Raw genomic sequence first — 19,218 nt, 5'->3', positions numbered from 1 at the left:
GGATTTTTATTTATAAATCGGTGAAAACGACAAAGGATGGCACCCCATCCTTTGTTTTTATCATTATGTCTGATTCTACAGTAACTGTTTGTTTCGTCCTTACTTTGCAGCAATACGCTGACGAACTGCCTCAAACAAACAGATGCCGGATGCCACAGATACGTTCAAGCTTGAAACGCTACCAGCCATTGGGATCTTAATCAAATCGTCGCAGGTTTCACGAGTCAGACGACGCATACCGTCACCTTCTGCCCCCATTACGATAGCAAGGGGTCCAGTCAGTTTTGCTTGGTAGATGTCGTGCGTTGCTTCGCCCGCCGTACCAACAAACCAGATACCTTGCTCTTGCAGTGTACGCATAGTACGAGCCAAGTTAGTCACTCGGATCAATGGCACGACTTCAGCTGCACCACAAGCCACTTTGCTTACGGTTGCGTTCATCGGTGCAGAACGATCTTTCGGTACGATGATCGCCGCAGCACCTGCCGCATCTGCGTTACGTAAACACGCACCAAGATTGTGTGGATCGGTCACGCCGTCTAACACTAATAGCAGTGGTGATTCGTGCTGCGCCAGGATGTCATCTATATCGTTCTCATTCAGCTGCTTCGCTGGTTTCACACGAGCGATGATGCCTTGGTGATTTGCACCGCGCGCTTTGTCATCCAAGGTTTTACGTGTCATCTGCTGAATAGAAACACCACAAACCTGAAGATCATTTAGGATTGGCATTAGGCGATCATCTTGACGACCTTTTAAAACGTACGCCTCGATAAAACGCTCTGGTTCGCGCTCCAATACCGCCTTCACTGCGTGAATGCCGTAGATAAATTCGTTACTCATTGTTTAACCTGTTGTTCTGGTCGTATTGCCTGCGCCAACCGAGTTTGAACTAAGTTGGCGCTTCAACCTACTGCGCTTCTTTTTTAGTGCGCTTGGTTTTCTTCGGCTTACTGTGCGGCTTCTTTTTACGTGCTTTTTTCACTTTAGGCTTCTCGTTGCCTTCGGCGTCACCACGTTTTGGGCCATTACGCTTACTCGTTGCACCCGTTTCTTCTGGGCGTTTAGTTGGCTCTATCGCAGGAACTGCACGAGCCGCGCCACCTTCTTTCGATGAAGAGCGAGTCGCAGCGCGTTTTTTATCTTTCGCTTTGCGTTTTGCTTCCGCTGCGCGTTTCTTCGCAGTCTTACCTTCGCCGCGTAGCTTACGACTTGTTTCGACCAATTCAAAGTCAATTTGCTTATCATCGAGGTTAACAGCCAGTACTTTTACTTTTACTGCATCACCTAAGCGGTAGATGTTACCGAAACTTTCACCAATAAGTCGTTGACCAATCGGGTCAAATTGATAGTAGTCGTTCGCAAGGGTAGAAATATGTACCAAACCATCGATGTGCAAATCCGTTAAACGTACAAAGAAGCCAAAGCTAGTGACATTAGCAATAACACCGTCTAGTTCGTCACCGACGTGGTCTTGCATATATTCACACTTCAGCCAATCCGCAACATCACGTGTTGCATCATCAGCACGGCGCTCTGTCATCGAACATTGTTCGCCGTAAAAATCCATGTCGTCAAACGAGTAATGATAGCCACCTGTTGGTGTCCAGCGATCTTGATTACGACCTTCTTCTTTAGCAATCAGATACTTGATTGCACGGTGAAGTAACAAGTCAGGGTAACGACGAATTGGCGACGTAAAGTGCGCATAGCGTTTCAATGCCAACCCAAAGTGCCCCGCGTTATCTGCGTTGTATACCGCTTGCTTCATTGAGCGTAGCAGCATGGTCTGAATCAACTCTTGATCTTGACGCCCGGAGATTTGACGTGCGAGATCAGCATAGTCCGTTGGTGAAGGCTCTAAACCACCTTTTAGCTCAAGACCAAGTTCACTTAAGAAGTCACGGAAACCTTGCAGGCGTAATTCACCTGGAGATTCGTGGATACGATAAAGCGCGGGCTCTTTCGCTTTTTCTACCAGCGATGCCGAAGCAATGTTGGCTAAAATCATACATTCTTCGATGATCTTATGCGCGTCATTACGAATTACTGGCTCAATACTTTCGATTTTACGTTCCGCATTGAAAATAAATTTGGTTTCAACGGTTTCAAATTCGATTGCACCGCGTTGATCTCGTGCTTCTTTCAGCACTTTGTACATCTTGTGCAACTCTTCTAGATGAGAAACAAGCGGCTGGTAGCGCTCACGTAGTTCTTCATCCCCTTCTAGAATCGCGCTCACTTTGCTATATGTGAGACGAGCGTGCGAGTTCATCACCGCCTCGTAATGCTTGTAACCAGACAGCTTACCTGTATCGGAAATGGTCATTTCGCACACCATACACAAGCGATCTACTTGCGGGTTAAGCGAACATAGGCCGTTCGATAGTACTTCTGGCAACATCGGCACAACTTGCGACGGGAAATATACTGAGTTACCACGATTGATCGCTTCTTTGTCCAACGCAGAGTCAGGACGAACGTAGTAACTGACGTCAGCAATCGCTACCCATAAACGCCAACCACCTTCTTTGTTCTTTTCACAGTAAACGGCATCATCAAAGTCTCGTGCGTCTTCGCCGTCAATGGTCACTAGTGGCAAATCACGTAGATCCACACGACCAACTTTGGCTTCTTCTGGTACTTCTTCGCCCAAGTTTTCGATTTGTTTATCGACGGCTTCTGGCCACTCGTGAGGAATTTGGTGTGTACGAATCGCAATTTGTGTTTCCATACCTGGTGCCATATTTTCACCAAGGACTTCAACCACTTTACCCATCATGCCGCGTGAGCGTGAGCCACGATCAGTAATTTCAATTACGACTACGTTACCCATGCGTGCACCCGCTTTGTGCTCATTTGGGATCAGGATATCTTGGCTGATACGTGAGTCATCTGGGACAACATAGGAGTATCCATATTCAAGGAAGAAACGACCGACGATTTGATCATTGCGCTCCTCTAGCACACGCACCAAACGTCCTTCACGGCGGCCGCGCTTGCTGTTGTCTGTAGGTTGCACTAAAACAAAGTCACCGTGGATGATGTTCTTCATTTGATGGTGCGGTAACAGAATATCATCATCCTTGCCGACGCTGCCTTCTGGACGCACCCAACCGTGGCCATCACGATGACCAATCACGTAACCTTTCACCATTTCAAGTTTTTCAGGCAATGCGTAGCACTGACGGCGGGTAAACACCAGTTGACCATCTCGCTCCATCGCACGTAGCCGACGACGCAACCCTTCGTATTGCTCTTCGCCCTCAAGCTTTAGTGCCTCATACAAGTCGTTGCGATTCATTGGAACGCCCGCTTGCTCTAGAAACTCGATGATAAACTCTCGGCTTGGAATTGGATTTTCGTAATTTTTGGATTCACGATCTGCAAAAGGATCGTTTGGAATATTGTCTGACATAGGCACGCCTATCTAGCAAGGAAGGTATATGGCTAGTATATCTGAGTCTCTCGATAAGCTACAGAATTGCTTTGAAAAAAGAATGATCGAGATCGACTCTAGGCATGCAAATGAGTTAAGGACGAGCCAGCAAGATCAAAAGTTCAGAATTGTCACTGAGCAAGGATTCAATCGTGCAGTCATCCAACTCCGCCAGGAAGGCACTTTTTGCTTTCGCCAATTTATCTTTCAGGCGGCAAGCAGGGGTAATATGGCAAAAATCCACACCACAGTTGACTAAATCTAACGGCTCTAAATCGCGCACAACACCACCGACTGTGATTTCAGACGCTGGCTTCATCAGCCGGATACCACCGTTTTTTCCGCGCACGGTATGGACATAACCTAGTTGCCCTAAACGGTTGATAACTTTGACCATATGGTTACGTGACACACCAAATAAATCCGTCACTTCGGTAATGCTGGTTAACTCATCTTCCGGCAACGAAGCCAAGAAAATTAAGGTTCTCAACGCATAATCAGTGAAACTAGTTAACTGCATATTCTCTCCCAAAGTGCGACTCAATAACCCGCTGGTGATGCTAAAACCCCAAACTTGAGCTATCGATAAAAGTGTAAATCTTTTCTTGATCGAAAGATACATTTGAGATACAACTTTAAACATGCATTATAAATACAACTTAAAGTAGGAAGCCCTTATGCTCAGCAATCAAACTATCGAGATCGTCAAAGCGACCGCACCACTCATCGCCGAAACAGGACCAAAACTGACCGCGCACTTTTACGAGCGTATGTTTACTCATAACCCTGAGTTGAAAGATATTTTTAACATGAGTAACCAGCGTAACGGCGATCAGCGTGAAGCATTATTCAACGCTATCTGTGCCTATGCTGCCAATATTGAAAATCTGCCAGCTCTGCTTGGCGCAGTAGAGAAAATTGCGCATAAGCACACGAGCTTTTTGATCACAGAAGATCAGTACCAAATCGTTGGTAAGCATTTACTTGCGACAATCGATGAGCTTTTTAATCCAGGTCAAGAAGTGTTGGATGCTTGGGCTGAGGCTTACGGCGTACTTGCGAATGTATTTATTCAGCGCGAAGAACAAATTTACCAACAAAATGAAGCTTTGGAAGGCGGCTGGCGCGGTCTACGCGAATTTGAATTAGTCGATAAAAAGATTGAGAGCGAACACATTTGCAGCTTTGTGTTCAAGCCAACCGATGGCCAAAAAGTGGCGCCGTATAAACCGGGACAATACCTTGGCATCTACATCAACAGTGACCAGTTAGAAAACCAAGAAATTCGCCAATATAGCCTGTCTTCTGCGGTCCAAGAGAACACCTACCGTATCTCAGTAAAACGCGAAGAAGGCGGAAAAGTGTCGAACTACCTGCACGATAGCCTGAACATTGGCGAAAAAGTGCAGCTTGCGGCCCCTGCCGGTGATTTCTTTATGGATGCCGAACCACAAACACCCGTTGTTCTAATTTCTGCTGGTGTGGGACTTACTCCAACGCTGTCAATGCTAGAAAGTCTCTCAGCACATCAAGCACCTGTAACTTGGGTTCATGCAACCGAAAATGGCCAACAGCATGCTTTCAAGCAACACGTAAACCAACTCGTTGCAGAAAAAGAAAATATGAACGCGCTCGTTTGGTATAACCAACCAACGGCAGAAGACAAGCTAGGTGAAGACTTCCACTTCACGGGCTTTGTCAATCTGTATGAAATTGAAGCTGCATTAAAGCAAGATAACGTGCAGGTGTATTTCTGTGGTCCTGTAGGATTTATGCAGCACGTAGCGAAACAGCTATTAGAACTTGGCGTACTAGAAGAGCAATTCCATTACGAATGCTTCGGTCCACACAAAGTGGTTTAAGCGCTACCAACTATCGGGAAAACAACAAAGCCCACGTGACGTGGGCTTTGTTGTATGAAGTTGTTTGCAATATTGAAGCGTTACCAAAAGGTGTCTCGCCGTTTAGCTCGAGCAATAACGTTTTGTGGCATGCGCTGTTCAAGGCCATTTCTCAATACAGTTATGCGCTTATGCTGCCGCTTATCTGCTGTGACAGAGTTATATAACCAACGATACGCATCTTCGTAATCGAGTGGACTGCCATAATCACGTAAAAGCAACTCGGCCAGATGAATACGCGCGTTTAGGTTTCCCATTGACGCAGCTTCTCGCAAATATGGAATTGCACGTTCTTTATCTTGCTGTACTAAAGTGCCACGCGAATAGTATCGGCCAATCTGCTCTAGTGCAGCTGGTAACCCCTGATGCGCTGCATTTTCGATGTAGTAAAGACCCAATTCGACATCTTGATCGACACACACACCCCAAGCCAACATATCTCCGTACAGAAATTCATAAGCGGGTAAGTTAATTCGAGTCGCACGAGCTACGATATCCTCCACCAGCTGGCAGTTATCAGCGCGCACACGTTGTAAGTGCTTATTTTGCTCAATAAGCTTTATCAGCTCTGCTTCGGTATAGATCGGAACTGGTGCCCCCACATCAGTAACATTAGCTTTCACTGTGGTAGCAACCAAGGTCAACAACAGTGAAGCAGCCACTGTTCGTAACTTCATAAACGTACCCTTAAGGTATCTAAGAAACCAAAGATCGGTGAAGGATCTCCTCTGCTTGATAACCTTATCGGCAAAAAACAGCTAAGCTTTAGACAATTTTTGCCTCTGATTTAGGCTCAGCGGCAAAAGCTTGCCATATGAGAGTCACGCAGTTTTTGTTCAGATACAAAAAAGCCGACCAGAAGGTCGGCTTTTGCAATCTTTAACGGCTATCAATTAAGCTTCGAATGGGTGAACTTTGATGATAGTTTCGTTACGGTCAGGACCTGTAGAGATGATGTCTACTGGAACGCCAGTTAGCTCTTCAATACGCTTGATGTAGTTAAGAGCTGCTTGTGGTAGAGCATCTAGTGACTTAGCACCAAATGTGTTCTCAGACCAACCAGGCATTGTTTCGTAGATTGGCGTTGCTTTTTCGAATGCTTCAGCAGCCATCGGAGAAACTTCTAGCACAGAGCCATCTTCCATCTTGTAACCAGTACAGATTTTTAGCTCTTCTAGACCATCTAGTACGTCTAGTTTAGTTAGACAGAAACCAGATACAGAGTTGATTTGGATTGCACGACGCATAGCAACAGCATCGAACCAACCTGTACGACGTAGACGACCAGTTGTCGCACCGAACTCGTGGCCAACTTCACCTAAGTGCTTACCAATTGGATCTTGCTTATCTAAACCGTCGTATAGTTCAGTCGGGAATGGACCAGCACCAACGCGAGTACAGTACGCTTTTGCGATACCCAAGATGTAACCGATGTGACGAGGACCAAAACCAGAACCTGCAGCAACACCACCAGCAGTCGTGTTAGAAGACGTTACGTACGGGTAAGTACCGTGGTCGATATCAAGTAGTGTACCTTGTGCACCTTCGAACATGATCTTGTCGCCGCGCTTACGTGCTGCGTCTAGTTCGTCAGTTACGTCGATAACCATTGACGTTAGTAGTTCAGCGTAGCCTTTAGCTTGCTCAAGTACTTCTTCGTAGCTTACTGGCTCCGCTTTGTAGAAGTTAACTAGTTGGAAGTTATGGAACTCCATGACTTCTTTTAGCTTCTCTGCGAAAGTCGCCATATCGAATAGGTCGCCAACGCGTAGACCGCGACGAGCAACTTTATCTTCGTATGCTGGACCGATACCACGACCAGTAGTACCGATAGCTTTTTTACCGCGAGCGATTTCGCGAGCTTGGTCCATTGCAACGTGGTAAGGAAGAATTAGCGGACATGCTTCAGAAATGAAAAGACGCTCGCGTACTGGAATACCGCGCTCTTCAAGAGGCTTCATTTCTTTAAGTAGAGCTTCAGGTGATAGTACAACACCGTTACCGATAACACATTTTACGTTATCGCGAAGGATACCTGATGGAATTAAGTGAAGAACGGTTTTTTCACCGTCAATTACGAGAGTGTGACCTGCGTTGTGACCGCCTTGGTAGCGTACCACGTATTTTGCATCTTCAGTTAAAAGGTCTACGATTTTACCTTTACCTTCGTCACCCCATTGGGTGCCTAGAACGACTACGTTATTTCCCATCTTTCCAAGTCTGATTGCTAGTTAAAAATGGATTCTAGCACCGAATCACGCTTCTTGCAGTCATTTTTTGTTCACAGAGTTGCTACCAGAATGTCATCTTGCCGCTTTGTTCATTTTGAAATCAGCATATCACTGATAGTATTTAGCTTTCTCTATTCGACTGGAAAGCGCTATGTCTGAATCCATATGGTTGGCGATTGGGCTCGTCTTGATCGTGGAAGGCATTGGGCCACTGATTGCTCCTAACGGTTGGCGGAATATGGTGGCTCAATTAAGTGAACAACCCAACAATCAGCTACGACGCATCGGTGGCTGCCTAGTAGTTGCTGGAGCCGTAATCGCCATCATGATGAGCTAGCACTTAGCATCAGATACAAAAAAGGCTCCCTAAGGAGCCTTTTATTTCAATGAGACGCGGAGATTATTTCTCCATGCTGCCCTTCGACTGGTTCATGTATTGGAAGAACTCACTCTTCGGATCAAGCACCAGAATATCGCTCTTAGAGCTGAAGGACTTCTCATACGCACGTAGCGAGCGTAGGAAGCTAAAGAACTCCGGGTCTTTGTTGTACGCTTCGGCATAAATCTTCGCAGCTTCAGCATCCGCCTCACCTCGTGTCACACGCGCAGTTTTATCAGCTTCAGCTAGAATAGTTGCTACTTCTAGTTCTGCTTGAGCACGAATAACTTCCGCTTTTTCACGACCTTGAGAACGGTGCTTACGAGCAACGGACTCACGCTCCGCACGCATACGACGGTAGATAGACTCACTGATTTCATCAGGCAGGTTGATTTTCTTCATTCGGAAATCAACGACACGAACACCCAAGTCTTTCATTGCGCTTTCACGCGTGTCTTTCAATACTTCAGACATGATTAGGTCGCGTTCACCATCAATCTCAAGCGCCTCACGAGCCGCTTCAGTTGCGACAACATCGGCACTTGCGTCTTCTGGTAGCACATCATCGTTACGTGGACCAGATACGATCTGTTTGATTTCACGAGCACCGATTTCAGAACGAAGCACGTCCGTCACTTTACGCTCAAGTAGTGCCTCTGCCGTTAGCGAGTTACCACCGCCAGTCGCGAGGTAGTAGCGACCAAAATCTTCAATACGCCACTTCACGTAGGTATCAATGATAACGTCTTTTTTCTCAGACGTTACGAAACGGTCTGCACGGCCATCCATTGTTTGGATACGTGCATCAAGTTGTTTCACACGGTCAAACAAAGGCATCTTGAAATGCAGACCAGGCTCGTAAATTCGAGTGATGTCGTTGTTGTCTTTCAAGACACGACCAAATCGAACCACGATACCGCGCTCACCTTCAGGAATCACAAACAAAGACATCAACATTAATGCCAGTGCGATTACCAGTACAGGGATCATTAACTTACGCATTCTTAGTATCTCCCTTGACGTGAACCTGTTGAACGAGACTGCGTGTTCGAAGTGTCTTCTTGTGTACGATCAGACTCAAGTTGAATTTGATCATAAGTTGAAGATGACTTCGATTTACGTTTGGTATCTGCTTTGCCCTCTTGTCCCGCCAACTTATCGATTGGAAGGTAAAGAAGATTGCCGCTTGATTCCGAGTCAATCAACACTTTCGAAGTGCTTGAGTACACCTCTTCCATTGCGTCAATGTACAGACGATCACGCGTTACACCAGGCGCTGCTTGGTATTCTGGTAGTAGTTTTTCGAACTGTGCTACCTGACCAAGAGCCTCGTTAGTGACACGCTCATTGTAACCTTGTGCTTCTTTCTTCAAACGCTCTGCACGACCCGTTGCCTTAGGCAAGATTTCGTTCTTGTATGCTTCAGCTTCACGAATGAAACGCTCTTCATCCTCACGTGCTGCGATTGCATCATCAAACGCATCTTTCACTTGCTCTGGTGGACGAGCAGACTGGAAGTTCACATCAACAAGTACCAGACCCATATCATAGCTATCAATGATTTGGTTCAGTGTTTCTTGCGTAGTTTGACGAATTTGCTGACGACCACTGGTTAGAATGCTATCCATCAATGAGTCACCAATTACTGCACGTAGTGCAGAATCCGTTGCTTGACGCAAGCTGTCGTCTGCATTGGTTACACGGTACAAGTATTTGTATGGGTCAGTCACTCGGTACTGAACATCCATCGCAACTGTTACAACGTTTTCATCTTTGGTCAGCATTAGACCAGATGCACGTAGTGAACGAATCGCTTGTACGTTTACCGCTTCGTACTCATCAATAAAGCGAGGACGCCAGTTAAGACCTGGGTCTACGATACGATCGTATTTACCTAAACGCAGTACAACACCACGCTCTGCTTCACCGATGGTGTAAAAACCAGCGAAGAACCAAACTGCAACAGCAATCAGAGCAATCACGCCAAAGCCAATTGCACTACCACCACCGCCGCCGATTGGAGAACCACCGCCGCCTTTTTTACCAAACTTGCCGCCCAGCTTTTGACTCAGTTTGTTGAACACTTCATCTAAATCTGGCGGACCTTGATCTCGGCCACCAGGACGCTGGCCACCACGATTATTATTACCCCAAGGGTCATTATCGCGGCCATTGTTGCCGTTGTTATTTCCAGGCTCATTCCACGCCATTAGAAAGCTCCATCATTTGATATGACGTTATACTGTAGCAGTCCTTTAAGTGACTATAAAGCCAGTCAAAACTGCCCCTTCTCTTTTTTCAAGTCTAGACCAATCTACTTGCTGCATTCGAATATCGATCAACAAGTTACCATCCTGGTCATATTCCTCACGTTGAATACACTTCATTTGGAAGAAGGTACTACGGAATCGTCCTTGATACTGTGGAGGAATTCGCAACTGATGCTCGACCATTTGTGACGCCAGACGTTCCGTCAGCGCCTCAAACAGGACATCAATGCCCAACCCATCCATTGCTGAAACCCAAACTGCACGAGGTACGCCTTCCTCGTCTCGTTCTATACGTGGTTTCTGCGAATCTAGATTGTCGATTTTGTTCATTACAACCAGAGTCGGCACTTCATGCGCGTCGATCTCTTCTAGTACTTCATGAACAGCTTGAATATTCTCACGAAAACGCTCATCACTGGCATCAACAACATGTAACAAAATGTCAGCTTCTTGCGTTTCCTGCAAGGTTGCCTTGAAGGCCGCAACCAAGTCGTGTGGCAAATGTCGAATAAAACCAACCGTGTCTGCCAAGATGGCAGGACCAACATCTGCTAACTCTATCTTACGTAAAGTCGGGTCCAAAGTAGCAAATAATTGATCAGCCGCGTACACGCCAGCTTCTGTAATACGGTTGAAGAGTGTCGACTTACCCGCGTTGGTGTAACCCACAAGTGAAACCGTTGGGATTTCAGCTCGATTTCGGGCGCGGCGCCCTTGTTCACGCTGCTTCGCTACTTTGTCTAAGCGTCGCAGGATGGCTTTGATTCTGTCACGCAATAAGCGACGGTCGGTTTCCAGCTGGGTTTCACCCGGGCCACGTAAACCGATACCACCTTTCTGCCTTTCAAGGTGCGTCCAACCACGAATCAAACGAGTAGAGATATGACGAAGTTGAGCCAGCTCTACCTGTAGCTTACCTTCGTGTGTTCGAGCTCGTTGAGCAAAGATATCGAGAATAAGACCAGTGCGGTCGAGAACTCGACATTGGCACAGTGCTTCGAGGTTACGTTCTTGGGCAGGAGAGAGGGCGTGATTAAAAATCACAATTTCGGCACCCGTTGATTGTACCGCTGTAGCAATCTCTTGGGCCTTACCCTCTCCGACATAGTATTTCGGGTGTGGGGATTGACGACTACCAGTTACTACTTGTAGCGCCTCTACCCCAGCAGAAGAAACCAGCATTTCGAACTCAGCCAGATCTTCCCATTCACCTTCTTGCGTGAAGTTGATATGAACAAGTACGGCTCGCTCACCGGATTCATAACGGTCAAACAAGCAATCAACTCCTTATTTTAAAAATACTCGATGAAGAATTAATCTTCTGATTTCTCTTGTGGACGCTCACCTTGTGGACGTTCACCGCTGTGATGGCTCACTGGACGAGCCGGCACAACTGTTGAGATCGCGTGCTTGTACACCATTTGGTTAACAGTATTCTTCAGCAGGATCACAAATTGATCGAATGATTCGATCTGACCTTGTAGTTTAATACCATTCACAAGGTAGATAGATACCGGGATACGCTCACGACGTAGCGCGTTTAGAAATGGGTCTTGTAGAGATTGCCCCTTAGCCATTTTATTTTCCTTATTTAATTTGTAGTTGTAATTATTTAGCTAGTGGTGCAATGCAAAAGATACGGCTTTTGCATCTGAGCTAAACGAATCAAAAATGCACTCTAAGTAATTAGCAGCATAGTATAAAAACCGCCAACAACAGATCCTTTGAGAGTGCGTTCACGCAAAAACGATCACATTATACACAGCTATGTCAATCAGATGCTATTGCTTCCGACATCGTTTCTAATGCCTGTTCAATGTTCTCGCTATCCAACCAAGTTAAATCATCCCAGCTGCGTAACCAGGTGATTTGACGCTTGGCCAATTGACGAGTCGCGCATACGCCACGAAATACCGCTTCGTCACGTGTACACTCCCCATCTAAATACTCCCACATCTGTCGGTAACCGACGCATCGTATGGAAGGAAGATCGGGGTGAAGATCTTTTCGCGAATGTAACGCTTTCATTTCTTCTTCAAAGCCCGCTTCCATCATCATCTCGAAACGGAGTTCAATCCGACGGTGAAGTTCTGCCCTATCCTTGGGAGCTATTGCAAACTGCTTGACTCGGTATGGTAGGCTTTCACCTTTCGTTTGAGTCAATTCAGTCAAAGTTTTACCTGAAATGCGAAAAACTTCCAATGCCCGAGATAAACGTTGGGGATCATTGGGATGGATTCTCGCAGCTGACACAGGATCAACCTCTTTGAGTTCATCGTGCAACACTGACCAACCTTTAGTCAATGCCTCTTGTTCAATTTGCTGACGAATTTCAGGATTTGCAGCAGGAAGTGGTGATAAACCTTCAAGTAACGCCTTGTAATACAGCATTGTTCCACCCACAAGAAGTGGGATTTTTCCTTCTGCAACAATATCATCCATCGCTTTCAATGCATCTCGACGAAAGTCGGCGACAGAGTAAGATTCACTTGGATCCAAAATATCTATCAAGCGATGAGGCGCCAAACTTAACTCTTTTTCATCCGGTTTCGCCGTACCGATATCCATCCCTTTGTAGATCAAAGCAGAATCAACACTGATGATCTCAACCGGAAATTTTTGACGAAGACGAATCGCCAGCTCAGTTTTGCCTGATGCAGTTGGCCCCATTAAAAATAGCGCCAAAGGTAGTTTATCTGTCATGGTTTTAATTTGGCTATCGTGGCAGAGAAATCAACAGCGGATACGAATTTTGTATCTTCTAATGGCAATTGACCATGTCTTAGCTGTTCAAGTTCCGCAATAATTTGAATGGCTTCAGAAAAAGTATAGTGACTCTTCACTGTCGTGACCTGTAATGCGAGCCAATCTATCAACTCAGACAGCATCTGAGCCGCTGCTATACCTTCGTTCACACAAGATTGCGCGTAAGATAACAGATCTGGTACTAAATTTTGTAAGTTTTGTTGACGCAGCGGAGCTGGGACGCCCATCACCATTAAGGCGTGCTCGTTTCTCGCTTTCAATTGAATACCAAGCAATGCCAAATCTTGTTGATAATCTTGGGCCAGTCTCACTAATTCGGCCTCTAACTTAATAGATAGAGGAACAAGCAGAGGTTGTGCCTTAAGTGCACCATCGCTTGGAGTGAGCTGGCCTTTTATACGATAAAATTCTGCTCTAGGTAACGAGACTAACGCCGCCCCACTGTCACTGCTCATCAAAACAAATTGTTCATCGACCACCATCAGCGCTTTGCCTAATGCAGTAATCGATGGCATTGATGTGTGCGAAGTTATCGTTTGGGGCGCTATTGGAGTGACTGCCTGAGCCTCAAACTCTGGCGTTTTCAACAGCTCGTGATAAGCGCGTACTTCTTGTTTAGTTGGCGCTGGTTCTACGTGGCGCTCTTTACTGTGACTTGGCTTTGGTGCAGGTTTGGATTCCACCCAATCATTACGTTTGAATGACTCCACTACGCGCGCCTCTCGCACGGAGGTTTCACTAGGACCGCTATTACGAGGCTTCACTTCATAATCACTGCGTCCAGGATAAGCCGGTGTACTCTCTATCGCTTGATAAACCCGTTCTGGTACTGGTGAAGATGCTGGCTCTTGTACTTTTTCAGGCTCTGGCGAATGCTCAATCTCTTCGGACTCAGTCGGTTCCACGCGATGAAATGCCGATTCATTCACCTGTGGTTTATCAATCACGGCGCTTTGTGAAAGTGCATCCGTCAAAGCTTGATAGATGAAATCATGCACCAAACGAGCTTGGTGGAAACGCACTTCATGCTTAGCAGGGTGAACATTCACATCTACTTGGTGCGGATCTAGCTCAATAAAGAGCACATACGCAGCAAACTGATCTGGCTTTAAGCTCATTTCATAACTTTGACGAATCGCGTGATTGATTAATTTGTCACGCATCATTCGGCCATTCACATAGCAATATTGTAAATCGCTTTGCTGCCTTGCTCCCTCTGGTGTGGTAATCCACCCATGTAACTTTAACCCTTGATGCTCAAGCTCGATTCTGAGCATATGCCGCACAAACGCATTACCGCAGACAGCAGCAATACGCTTTTCGGTTTGAAGCTGATTTTTCGCCGCGCGATATTGACGGATGATCTTGCCGTTATGACGCACATTGATGGTGACATCAAAGCGGCTTAACGCAATGCGTTTCAATAACTCATCAATATGAGCAAATTCGGTTTTCTCCGTACGAAGAAACTTGCGACGCGCTGGAGTATTAAAAAATAAGTCCAACACCTCAACGGTAGTGCCAATCGGGTGCGCTGCTGGCTTAAGCTTCACCTGCATATCACGCCCTTCGGAGTAGGCACTCCAGGCTTCTTCTTGTGCCGCAGGACGCGACGTGAGCGTCAAACGCGAGACTGAGCTAATACTGGCTAACGCTTCACCGCGAAAACCTAGACTCATAATGGCTTCGAGATCATCTAAGGTATGTATCTTAGATGTCGCATGACGACTGAGCGCTAAGCCGAGTTCATCTTTCGCGATACCTTTTCCGTTATCACGAACACGAATCAGCTTTGCGCCTCCTTTCTCGATATCGATATCGATTCGAGTTGCGCCAGAATCAAGACTATTTTCAACCAGCTCTTTAATCACAGAAGCAGGTCTTTCGACCACTTCCCCTGCGGCGATTTGGTTTGCAAGTCTGGCTGGCAAAATTTTAATCGTCATAATGAGTTAGAAGCTCACCTACTTGTTTGGAATGATCAGGACTTGCCCAACCGCTAGCTGATCAGAGCGTAAGTTATTCGCTTTACGAATGCTCGATACGCTAACGCCGTATTTGGACGCTATTTTGCCAAGGAACTCACCCCGAGAAACCTTGTGCTTACGAATCGGTTTATCTTTTACCGCGACCGTTATCTTCAACTTTTGCCCTACCCACAAGGTATCTGACTTCAAGTTATTCTCTCGGCGGATATCTGAAACCTTCACTTTATAGTGATTCGCAATCTTACCTAAGAACTCACCAGACTTAACCTTGTGCGTAATGGTTTCTGTCTCAACAGTAATCGGTTTACTTGGCACTTTAATCGTACCAGCAGAAGGAATGTTGAGCTTCTGACCAATTGCCAAGCCTGTCGACTTCAAGTTGTTTGCCGACATCAGCGCTTTAGAGCTAAGCCCATATTTGTTCGCGATCACCGATAATGACTCGCCACGCTTTACAATATGTACCATTGGCTTCGCTGAAGGCGAGAACACCGTACCCTCTGGTGGGTTATCTTTTAAGTACTTGACGACCGCCTTAGTGATAGCCTGAGCTAACTTATCTTGGTGCGCTCGTTGAAACAGTAAACGCTCTTCTGTTGGGTTAGAAATAAAGCCCGTTTCCACTAGCACAGACGGAATCTGTGGAGAGCGTAAAACCGCAAGGCTGGTGTTGATCGGTTTGGTGTTATGCAGGTGCGCAACACGTCCCATCTCACCTAGGATTTCTGTTGCCAACTTATAGCCTTCTTTTTGTGAATGACTAAACTGCAAGTCCAACAAAGTTTGGTTCACGTTACGATCTTTTGTCTTCGTGAAGAACGCATTACCCGAGCCGCCCAATAACTCAGACTGTTTCTCATGGTTCTCGACCCAACGAGCAATTTCGGTATTTGCACGACGAGTATTTAGTACGAAGACCGATCCACCGCGAGGCTTCGGTGAAGTAAACGCATCTGCGTGAATGGAAATCAGCAAGTGCGCATCATTTTCACGAGCAATCGCGACACGACGGTTTAAGTTTACAAAATAATCTCCCGTACGAGTCATGCGCGTTTTAATACCAGGAGTCGCATCGAGCTGAGCAGCAATTTTTCTTGAGATACTCAATACCGCATCTTTCTCGTACTTACGACGTGAAGGGCCAATAGAGCCAGGGTCTTCCCCACCGTGACCAGGATCGATAACAATTAACACTTCTTGAGCTCGTTGAACTGAACTCATGTCTTTGCTGGCCGCCGCTGGCTTACTCGGTTTAGAGGTCGATGCCTTCTTACCGTGCGGTAAATCAATCACCAAGCGGTGACCATACTGCCCACCTGGTGTTGGGCTTAATTTAAATAATTCCGCTTGAACGCTCTTTTTTAGTTCAAACACCAAACGATAAGTGCCCTTCTCTGGAGGCGAGCTTTTTCGTACCAGTTTTAAAACAGGGCTATCCGTAACAGTAACAGGCAGTTTGGCCTGCATCGTCGTGCTTTTTAAATCCACGACAAGGCGATCCGGCCCTGATAAAGAGAAATAGGAATAGTCAGCTTCCGAGCCTAAATCGATGACAACACGTGTTTCATCAGGTGAAGGCCAAACTCGAAAACTCTTAACGACGTTAGCAAATGCTAAATTGGGGATGAGAAGGAGAAAAGTGGCGACAAACGTCGCCACTACTCTAAAATTTGAAAAACTCAACATAGCTCCAATCGACTGAGTAACTGCACACCATAATCATTATTAGCTGTTAGTTCGGCTACACGTTGCTCACCTTGGTAGCGAATGTTTACATCAAGATCCGGTTGTGGCAGTAAGCCATGCCCTTTTTCAGGCCATTCAACCAAGCAAATCGCATCGTCTGTGAAATAGTCTCGAATCCCCATAAACTCAAGCTCTTCAGGATCCGCAAGGCGATAAAGGTCGAAGTGATATACTTGCCACTGATCCAACTGGTACGGTTCGACTAGAGTATAAGTTGGACTTTTCACGTTACCTTGATGACCAAGAGCACGGACAAAACCACGACTAAAGGTTGTTTTACCTGCACCCAAATCACCATGCAGATAAATTGTGGTTTGCTGGGAACAAAGCTGAGCCAAAGCGGTGCCTAGTGCAACCGTTTCATGCTCATCTTTTAAATTGAATTGTTTCGTGCTCATTGATGCTTCTCTAACTAATGATCGTTGACTATATAAAAATCAAAAGAACAGGAATAGTAAACCGTGTTGGTTTTGAGAGACAAGCTTTCAAATGTCATATGTGCGAAAAAAGTATCCAATAAACGGTATCTTAATCATCTTAGTATCGACCTAGATTTAGAATATATGCAAATGACTTCAATAAGCAGTATTCACAACATCAAAAACGTACCTAACTGGGTAGCACCAAAGCCAGAGATCCGTTAAGATCCGCCCCCCTTTATTCCGGTGGTTAACATGAACTACGAACAACTCGCACAACAAATCAAAGTTTGGGGAAAAGAACTCGGCTTCCAAAAAGTTGGGATCTGCGACGTTGATCTGAGTGAACATGAAGCAGCACTACAAAAATGGCTTGATGCAGGCTATCACGGCTCAATGGATTGGATGGCTCGTCACGGTATGATGCGTGCTAGACCCCATGAGCTACTCCCGGGAACCGTTCGTGTTATCAGCGTCCGGATGGACTATCTGCCACCAGAGGCTCAATTCGCTTCGAACCTCGCGAATAAAAGTCATGCCTATATTAGCCGCTACGCACTAGGGCGCGATTATCACAAGCTCGTCAGAAAGCAGCTAAATAAGCTCGGCAAACTTATTGAACAAGAGGTTGGTCAATATGGTTACCGACCTTTCGTTGATTCCGCACCAATATTAGAGCGACCTCTCGCCCAAAAAGCGGGCTTAGGTTGGACCGGGAAACATTCCCTGATTTTAGATCAAGACTGTGGATCGTGGTTCTTTTTAGGTGAACTACTTATCGACTTACCACTACCCGTAGATGAGCCAAGCGTTGATCAGTGCGGTAAATGCAAAGCATGCATTACATCATGCCCAACACAAGCCATCGTTGAAGACAAAGTTGTCGATGCCAGGCGTTGTATCTCTTATCTCACCATCGAGTTCGATGGCGTGATTCCTGAAGAGTTTCGAAAGCCAATGGGTAACCGCATTTATGGTTGTGACGACTGTCAATTGGTTTGCCCATGGAACCGCTACGCCGACATAACGGAGCAAGATGATTTCCACCGTCGTGACAGTTTCAAAAACCCTGACCTCGTCGACATGTTTAACTGGGATGAAGCGACTTTTCTAAAAAATATGGAAGGCTCCGCTATCCGTCGTATTGGTCATATACAGTGGCTACGTAACATCGCTGTCGCACTTGGTAATGCAGAATATAGTCAGCGAATCATAGATGCGCTGGAAAGTCGGCAAGGTGAAAATAAATTACTTGATGAGCACATTAAATGGGCTTTGACAGAGCAACTGAATCAACTCCCCACTGAGAGTAATTCATCTATAGAGACAAAAAAGCAACGCTTAATAAGGATAGTCGAGAAGGGACTGCCGAGAGACGCATAGAGCGTAGTCTATATGCAAGAGATTGAAAGTACTTTTGCATGTTCAATTCATGACCTTGTTCTCAATTTTGTAATGTGGAAAAAAATTTGAGATTCAAGAAAAACAAGCTAGCAGAAAAAAGTTAAACACAGCTCGGAGAAATGACTAGGATCAAAAAAATACCAGTTAATGATCGTATTTTAACGTACTCGATCCGACAAAAAACTTATTTTTTCTTTATATAACAAAGATTTAATTGATATTTCTTTGTTATTTCAACTTCACTTTAGAGAAAAGATCTTTCTTCCCCATCATAAAAAGTCGAGCTAAAAACACTTTATCAACCAACTTATCCACAGAACGACGTATGTGGATAACTCTGTTAATTAAAGTAGATAAAACACGCGAAGCCTCATCATACTTGTACGTCAGCCGATTCATATCGTGTTTTAAACACAAACGAAATCGTCCGACATCATATGATGCGGATAAAAGTTTAGCTTTTGGGGATTCATGCTTCGCAGCATTATGAAAAGAGCGATGTGATTGGTTGCGAGAAGCAGGCGTTGAATCAAGCGGCGCATCCGTAGACGACTTAACAATTGTATACTAAATAAGTACTCAATCTATCGTCTTGTATTTGGTTGCGGGGGCCGGATTTGAACCGACGACCTTCGGGTTATGAGCCCGACGAGCTACCAAGCTGCTCCACCCCGC

Annotated in this window: 16 protein-coding genes; 3 read left to right on the top strand and 13 right to left on the bottom strand. The window is 45.7% G+C overall.

Annotation, left to right across the window (positions count from 1 at the left end):
* Positions 1-99: 99 nt before the first annotated feature.
* The 3 genes from rlmB to nsrR all read right to left on the bottom strand — a co-directional run bounded on the left by rlmB (position 100) and on the right by nsrR (position 3,959).
* Positions 100-843, bottom strand: a complete 744-nt coding sequence (gene rlmB, locus R7M92_RS22020; protein WP_017633733.1) for a 23S rRNA (guanosine(2251)-2'-O)-methyltransferase RlmB — start codon at positions 841-843, stop codon at positions 100-102.
* Positions 844-910: 67 nt separating this feature from the next.
* Positions 911-3,418, bottom strand: a complete 2,508-nt coding sequence (rnr, locus tag R7M92_RS22015; RefSeq protein ID WP_318134298.1) for a ribonuclease R — start codon at positions 3,416-3,418, stop codon at positions 911-913.
* Positions 3,419-3,533: 115 nt separating this feature from the next.
* The gene (gene nsrR / locus R7M92_RS22010) at positions 3,534-3,959 is read right to left on the bottom strand and encodes a nitric oxide-sensing transcriptional repressor NsrR (RefSeq protein ID WP_005381392.1); all 426 of its coding nucleotides are present in this window, start codon (positions 3,957-3,959) and stop codon (positions 3,534-3,536) included.
* A 157-nt stretch (positions 3,960-4,116) separates the two neighbouring features.
* Here nsrR and hmpA point away from each other — a divergent pair, with 157 nt between their 5' ends.
* Complete coding sequence (gene hmpA / locus R7M92_RS22005) at positions 4,117-5,301, top strand: NO-inducible flavohemoprotein (protein ID WP_318134297.1); 1,185 nt, start codon at positions 4,117-4,119, stop codon at positions 5,299-5,301.
* Positions 5,302-5,381: 80 nt separating this feature from the next.
* Here hmpA and motX read toward each other — a convergent pair whose 3' ends face one another.
* A complete protein-coding gene (gene motX / locus R7M92_RS22000; RefSeq protein WP_318134295.1) occupies positions 5,382-6,017 on the bottom strand; it encodes a flagellar protein MotX in 636 nt (211 codons plus the stop codon).
* A gap of 216 nt (positions 6,018-6,233) precedes the next feature.
* Positions 6,234-7,550 (bottom strand): adenylosuccinate synthase, encoded by a 1,317-nt coding sequence (locus R7M92_RS21995; RefSeq protein WP_005387946.1) that lies wholly within the window; start codon positions 7,548-7,550, stop codon positions 6,234-6,236.
* A gap of 172 nt (positions 7,551-7,722) precedes the next feature.
* Here R7M92_RS21995 and R7M92_RS21990 point away from each other — a divergent pair, with 172 nt between their 5' ends.
* Positions 7,723-7,908 (top strand): DUF2065 domain-containing protein, encoded by a 186-nt coding sequence (locus R7M92_RS21990; RefSeq protein ID WP_005381383.1) that lies wholly within the window; start codon positions 7,723-7,725, stop codon positions 7,906-7,908.
* Positions 7,909-7,971: 63 nt separating this feature from the next.
* Here R7M92_RS21990 and hflC read toward each other — a convergent pair whose 3' ends face one another.
* The 8 genes from hflC to tsaE all read right to left on the bottom strand — a co-directional run bounded on the left by hflC (position 7,972) and on the right by tsaE (position 17,118).
* Entirely contained in the window at positions 7,972-8,952 is a 981-nt protein-coding gene (hflC, locus tag R7M92_RS21985; protein ID WP_005381382.1) for a protease modulator HflC, read from the bottom strand.
* A gap of 2 nt (positions 8,953-8,954) precedes the next feature.
* Entirely contained in the window at positions 8,955-10,160 is a 1,206-nt protein-coding gene (hflK, locus tag R7M92_RS21980) for an FtsH protease activity modulator HflK (RefSeq protein WP_017633728.1), read from the bottom strand.
* 45 nt (positions 10,161-10,205) lie between these two features.
* Positions 10,206-11,495, bottom strand: coding sequence for a ribosome rescue GTPase HflX (hflX, locus tag R7M92_RS21975; protein ID WP_005381380.1), 1,290 nt, complete (start codon positions 11,493-11,495; stop codon positions 10,206-10,208).
* 38 nt (positions 11,496-11,533) lie between these two features.
* On the bottom strand, positions 11,534-11,797 hold the full coding sequence (gene hfq / locus R7M92_RS21970; RefSeq protein ID WP_005381379.1) for an RNA chaperone Hfq: 264 nt from the start codon (positions 11,795-11,797) through the stop codon (positions 11,534-11,536).
* Between the two features lie 193 nt (positions 11,798-11,990).
* Positions 11,991-12,923: a tRNA (adenosine(37)-N6)-dimethylallyltransferase MiaA gene (gene miaA, locus R7M92_RS21965; protein ID WP_213969935.1), complete on the bottom strand. Its 933-nt coding sequence runs from the start codon at positions 12,921-12,923 to the stop codon at positions 11,991-11,993.
* Positions 12,920-14,932, bottom strand: a complete 2,013-nt coding sequence (mutL, locus tag R7M92_RS21960; RefSeq protein ID WP_213904072.1) for a DNA mismatch repair endonuclease MutL — start codon at positions 14,930-14,932, stop codon at positions 12,920-12,922. Before mutL ends, miaA begins: the two co-directional genes overlap by 4 nt.
* 18 nt (positions 14,933-14,950) lie before the next feature.
* Entirely contained in the window at positions 14,951-16,660 is a 1,710-nt protein-coding gene (locus tag R7M92_RS21955; RefSeq protein ID WP_005381374.1) for an N-acetylmuramoyl-L-alanine amidase, read from the bottom strand.
* Positions 16,654-17,118, bottom strand: a complete 465-nt coding sequence (tsaE, locus tag R7M92_RS21950) for a tRNA (adenosine(37)-N6)-threonylcarbamoyltransferase complex ATPase subunit type 1 TsaE (RefSeq protein WP_005381372.1) — start codon at positions 17,116-17,118, stop codon at positions 16,654-16,656. Before tsaE ends, R7M92_RS21955 begins: the two co-directional genes overlap by 7 nt.
* 276 nt (positions 17,119-17,394) lie before the next feature.
* On the opposite strand from tsaE, the gene queG reads away from it, so the two are divergent.
* Complete coding sequence (gene queG / locus R7M92_RS21945) at positions 17,395-18,522, top strand: tRNA epoxyqueuosine(34) reductase QueG (protein ID WP_005381370.1); 1,128 nt, start codon at positions 17,395-17,397, stop codon at positions 18,520-18,522.
* The last annotated feature ends 696 nt before the right edge of the window (positions 18,523-19,218 follow it).

Source organism: Vibrio sp. Vb2880 (assembly GCF_033337975.1).
Lineage (GTDB): Bacteria > Pseudomonadota > Gammaproteobacteria > Enterobacterales > Vibrionaceae > Vibrio > Vibrio alginolyticus.
Note: the sequence above shows the minus strand (reverse complement) of the source record. Positions and strands in the feature narration are given on the sequence as shown.

Bases quoted from the DNA above. Each gene is read 5' to 3' on its own strand.
- hflC (WP_005381382.1), bottom strand. From the start codon at position 8,952: ATGCGTAAGTTAATGATCCCTGTACTGGTAATCGCACTGGCATTAATG.
- R7M92_RS21990 (WP_005381383.1), top strand. From the start codon at position 7,723: ATGTCTGAATCCATATGGTTGGCGATTGGGCTCGTCTTGATCGTGGAA.
- hfq (WP_005381379.1), bottom strand. From the start codon at position 11,797: ATGGCTAAGGGGCAATCTCTACAAGACCCATTTCTAAACGCGCTACGT.
- tsaE (WP_005381372.1), bottom strand. From the start codon at position 17,118: ATGAGCACGAAACAATTCAATTTAAAAGATGAGCATGAAACGGTTGCA.
- R7M92_RS21955 (WP_005381374.1), bottom strand. From the start codon at position 16,660: ATGTTGAGTTTTTCAAATTTTAGAGTAGTGGCGACGTTTGTCGCCACT.
- hmpA (WP_318134297.1), top strand. From the start codon at position 4,117: ATGCTCAGCAATCAAACTATCGAGATCGTCAAAGCGACCGCACCACTC.
- motX (WP_318134295.1), bottom strand. From the start codon at position 6,017: ATGAAGTTACGAACAGTGGCTGCTTCACTGTTGTTGACCTTGGTTGCT.
- hflK (WP_017633728.1), bottom strand. From the start codon at position 10,160: ATGGCGTGGAATGAGCCTGGAAATAACAACGGCAACAATGGCCGCGAT.
- mutL (WP_213904072.1), bottom strand. From the start codon at position 14,932: ATGACGATTAAAATTTTGCCAGCCAGACTTGCAAACCAAATCGCCGCA.
- rnr (WP_318134298.1), bottom strand. From the start codon at position 3,418: ATGTCAGACAATATTCCAAACGATCCTTTTGCAGATCGTGAATCCAAA.
- queG (WP_005381370.1), top strand. From the start codon at position 17,395: ATGAACTACGAACAACTCGCACAACAAATCAAAGTTTGGGGAAAAGAA.
- R7M92_RS21995 (WP_005387946.1), bottom strand. From the start codon at position 7,550: ATGGGAAATAACGTAGTCGTTCTAGGCACCCAATGGGGTGACGAAGGT.
- miaA (WP_213969935.1), bottom strand. From the start codon at position 12,923: ATGACAGATAAACTACCTTTGGCGCTATTTTTAATGGGGCCAACTGCA.
- nsrR (WP_005381392.1), bottom strand. From the start codon at position 3,959: ATGCAGTTAACTAGTTTCACTGATTATGCGTTGAGAACCTTAATTTTC.
- rlmB (WP_017633733.1), bottom strand. From the start codon at position 843: ATGAGTAACGAATTTATCTACGGCATTCACGCAGTGAAGGCGGTATTG.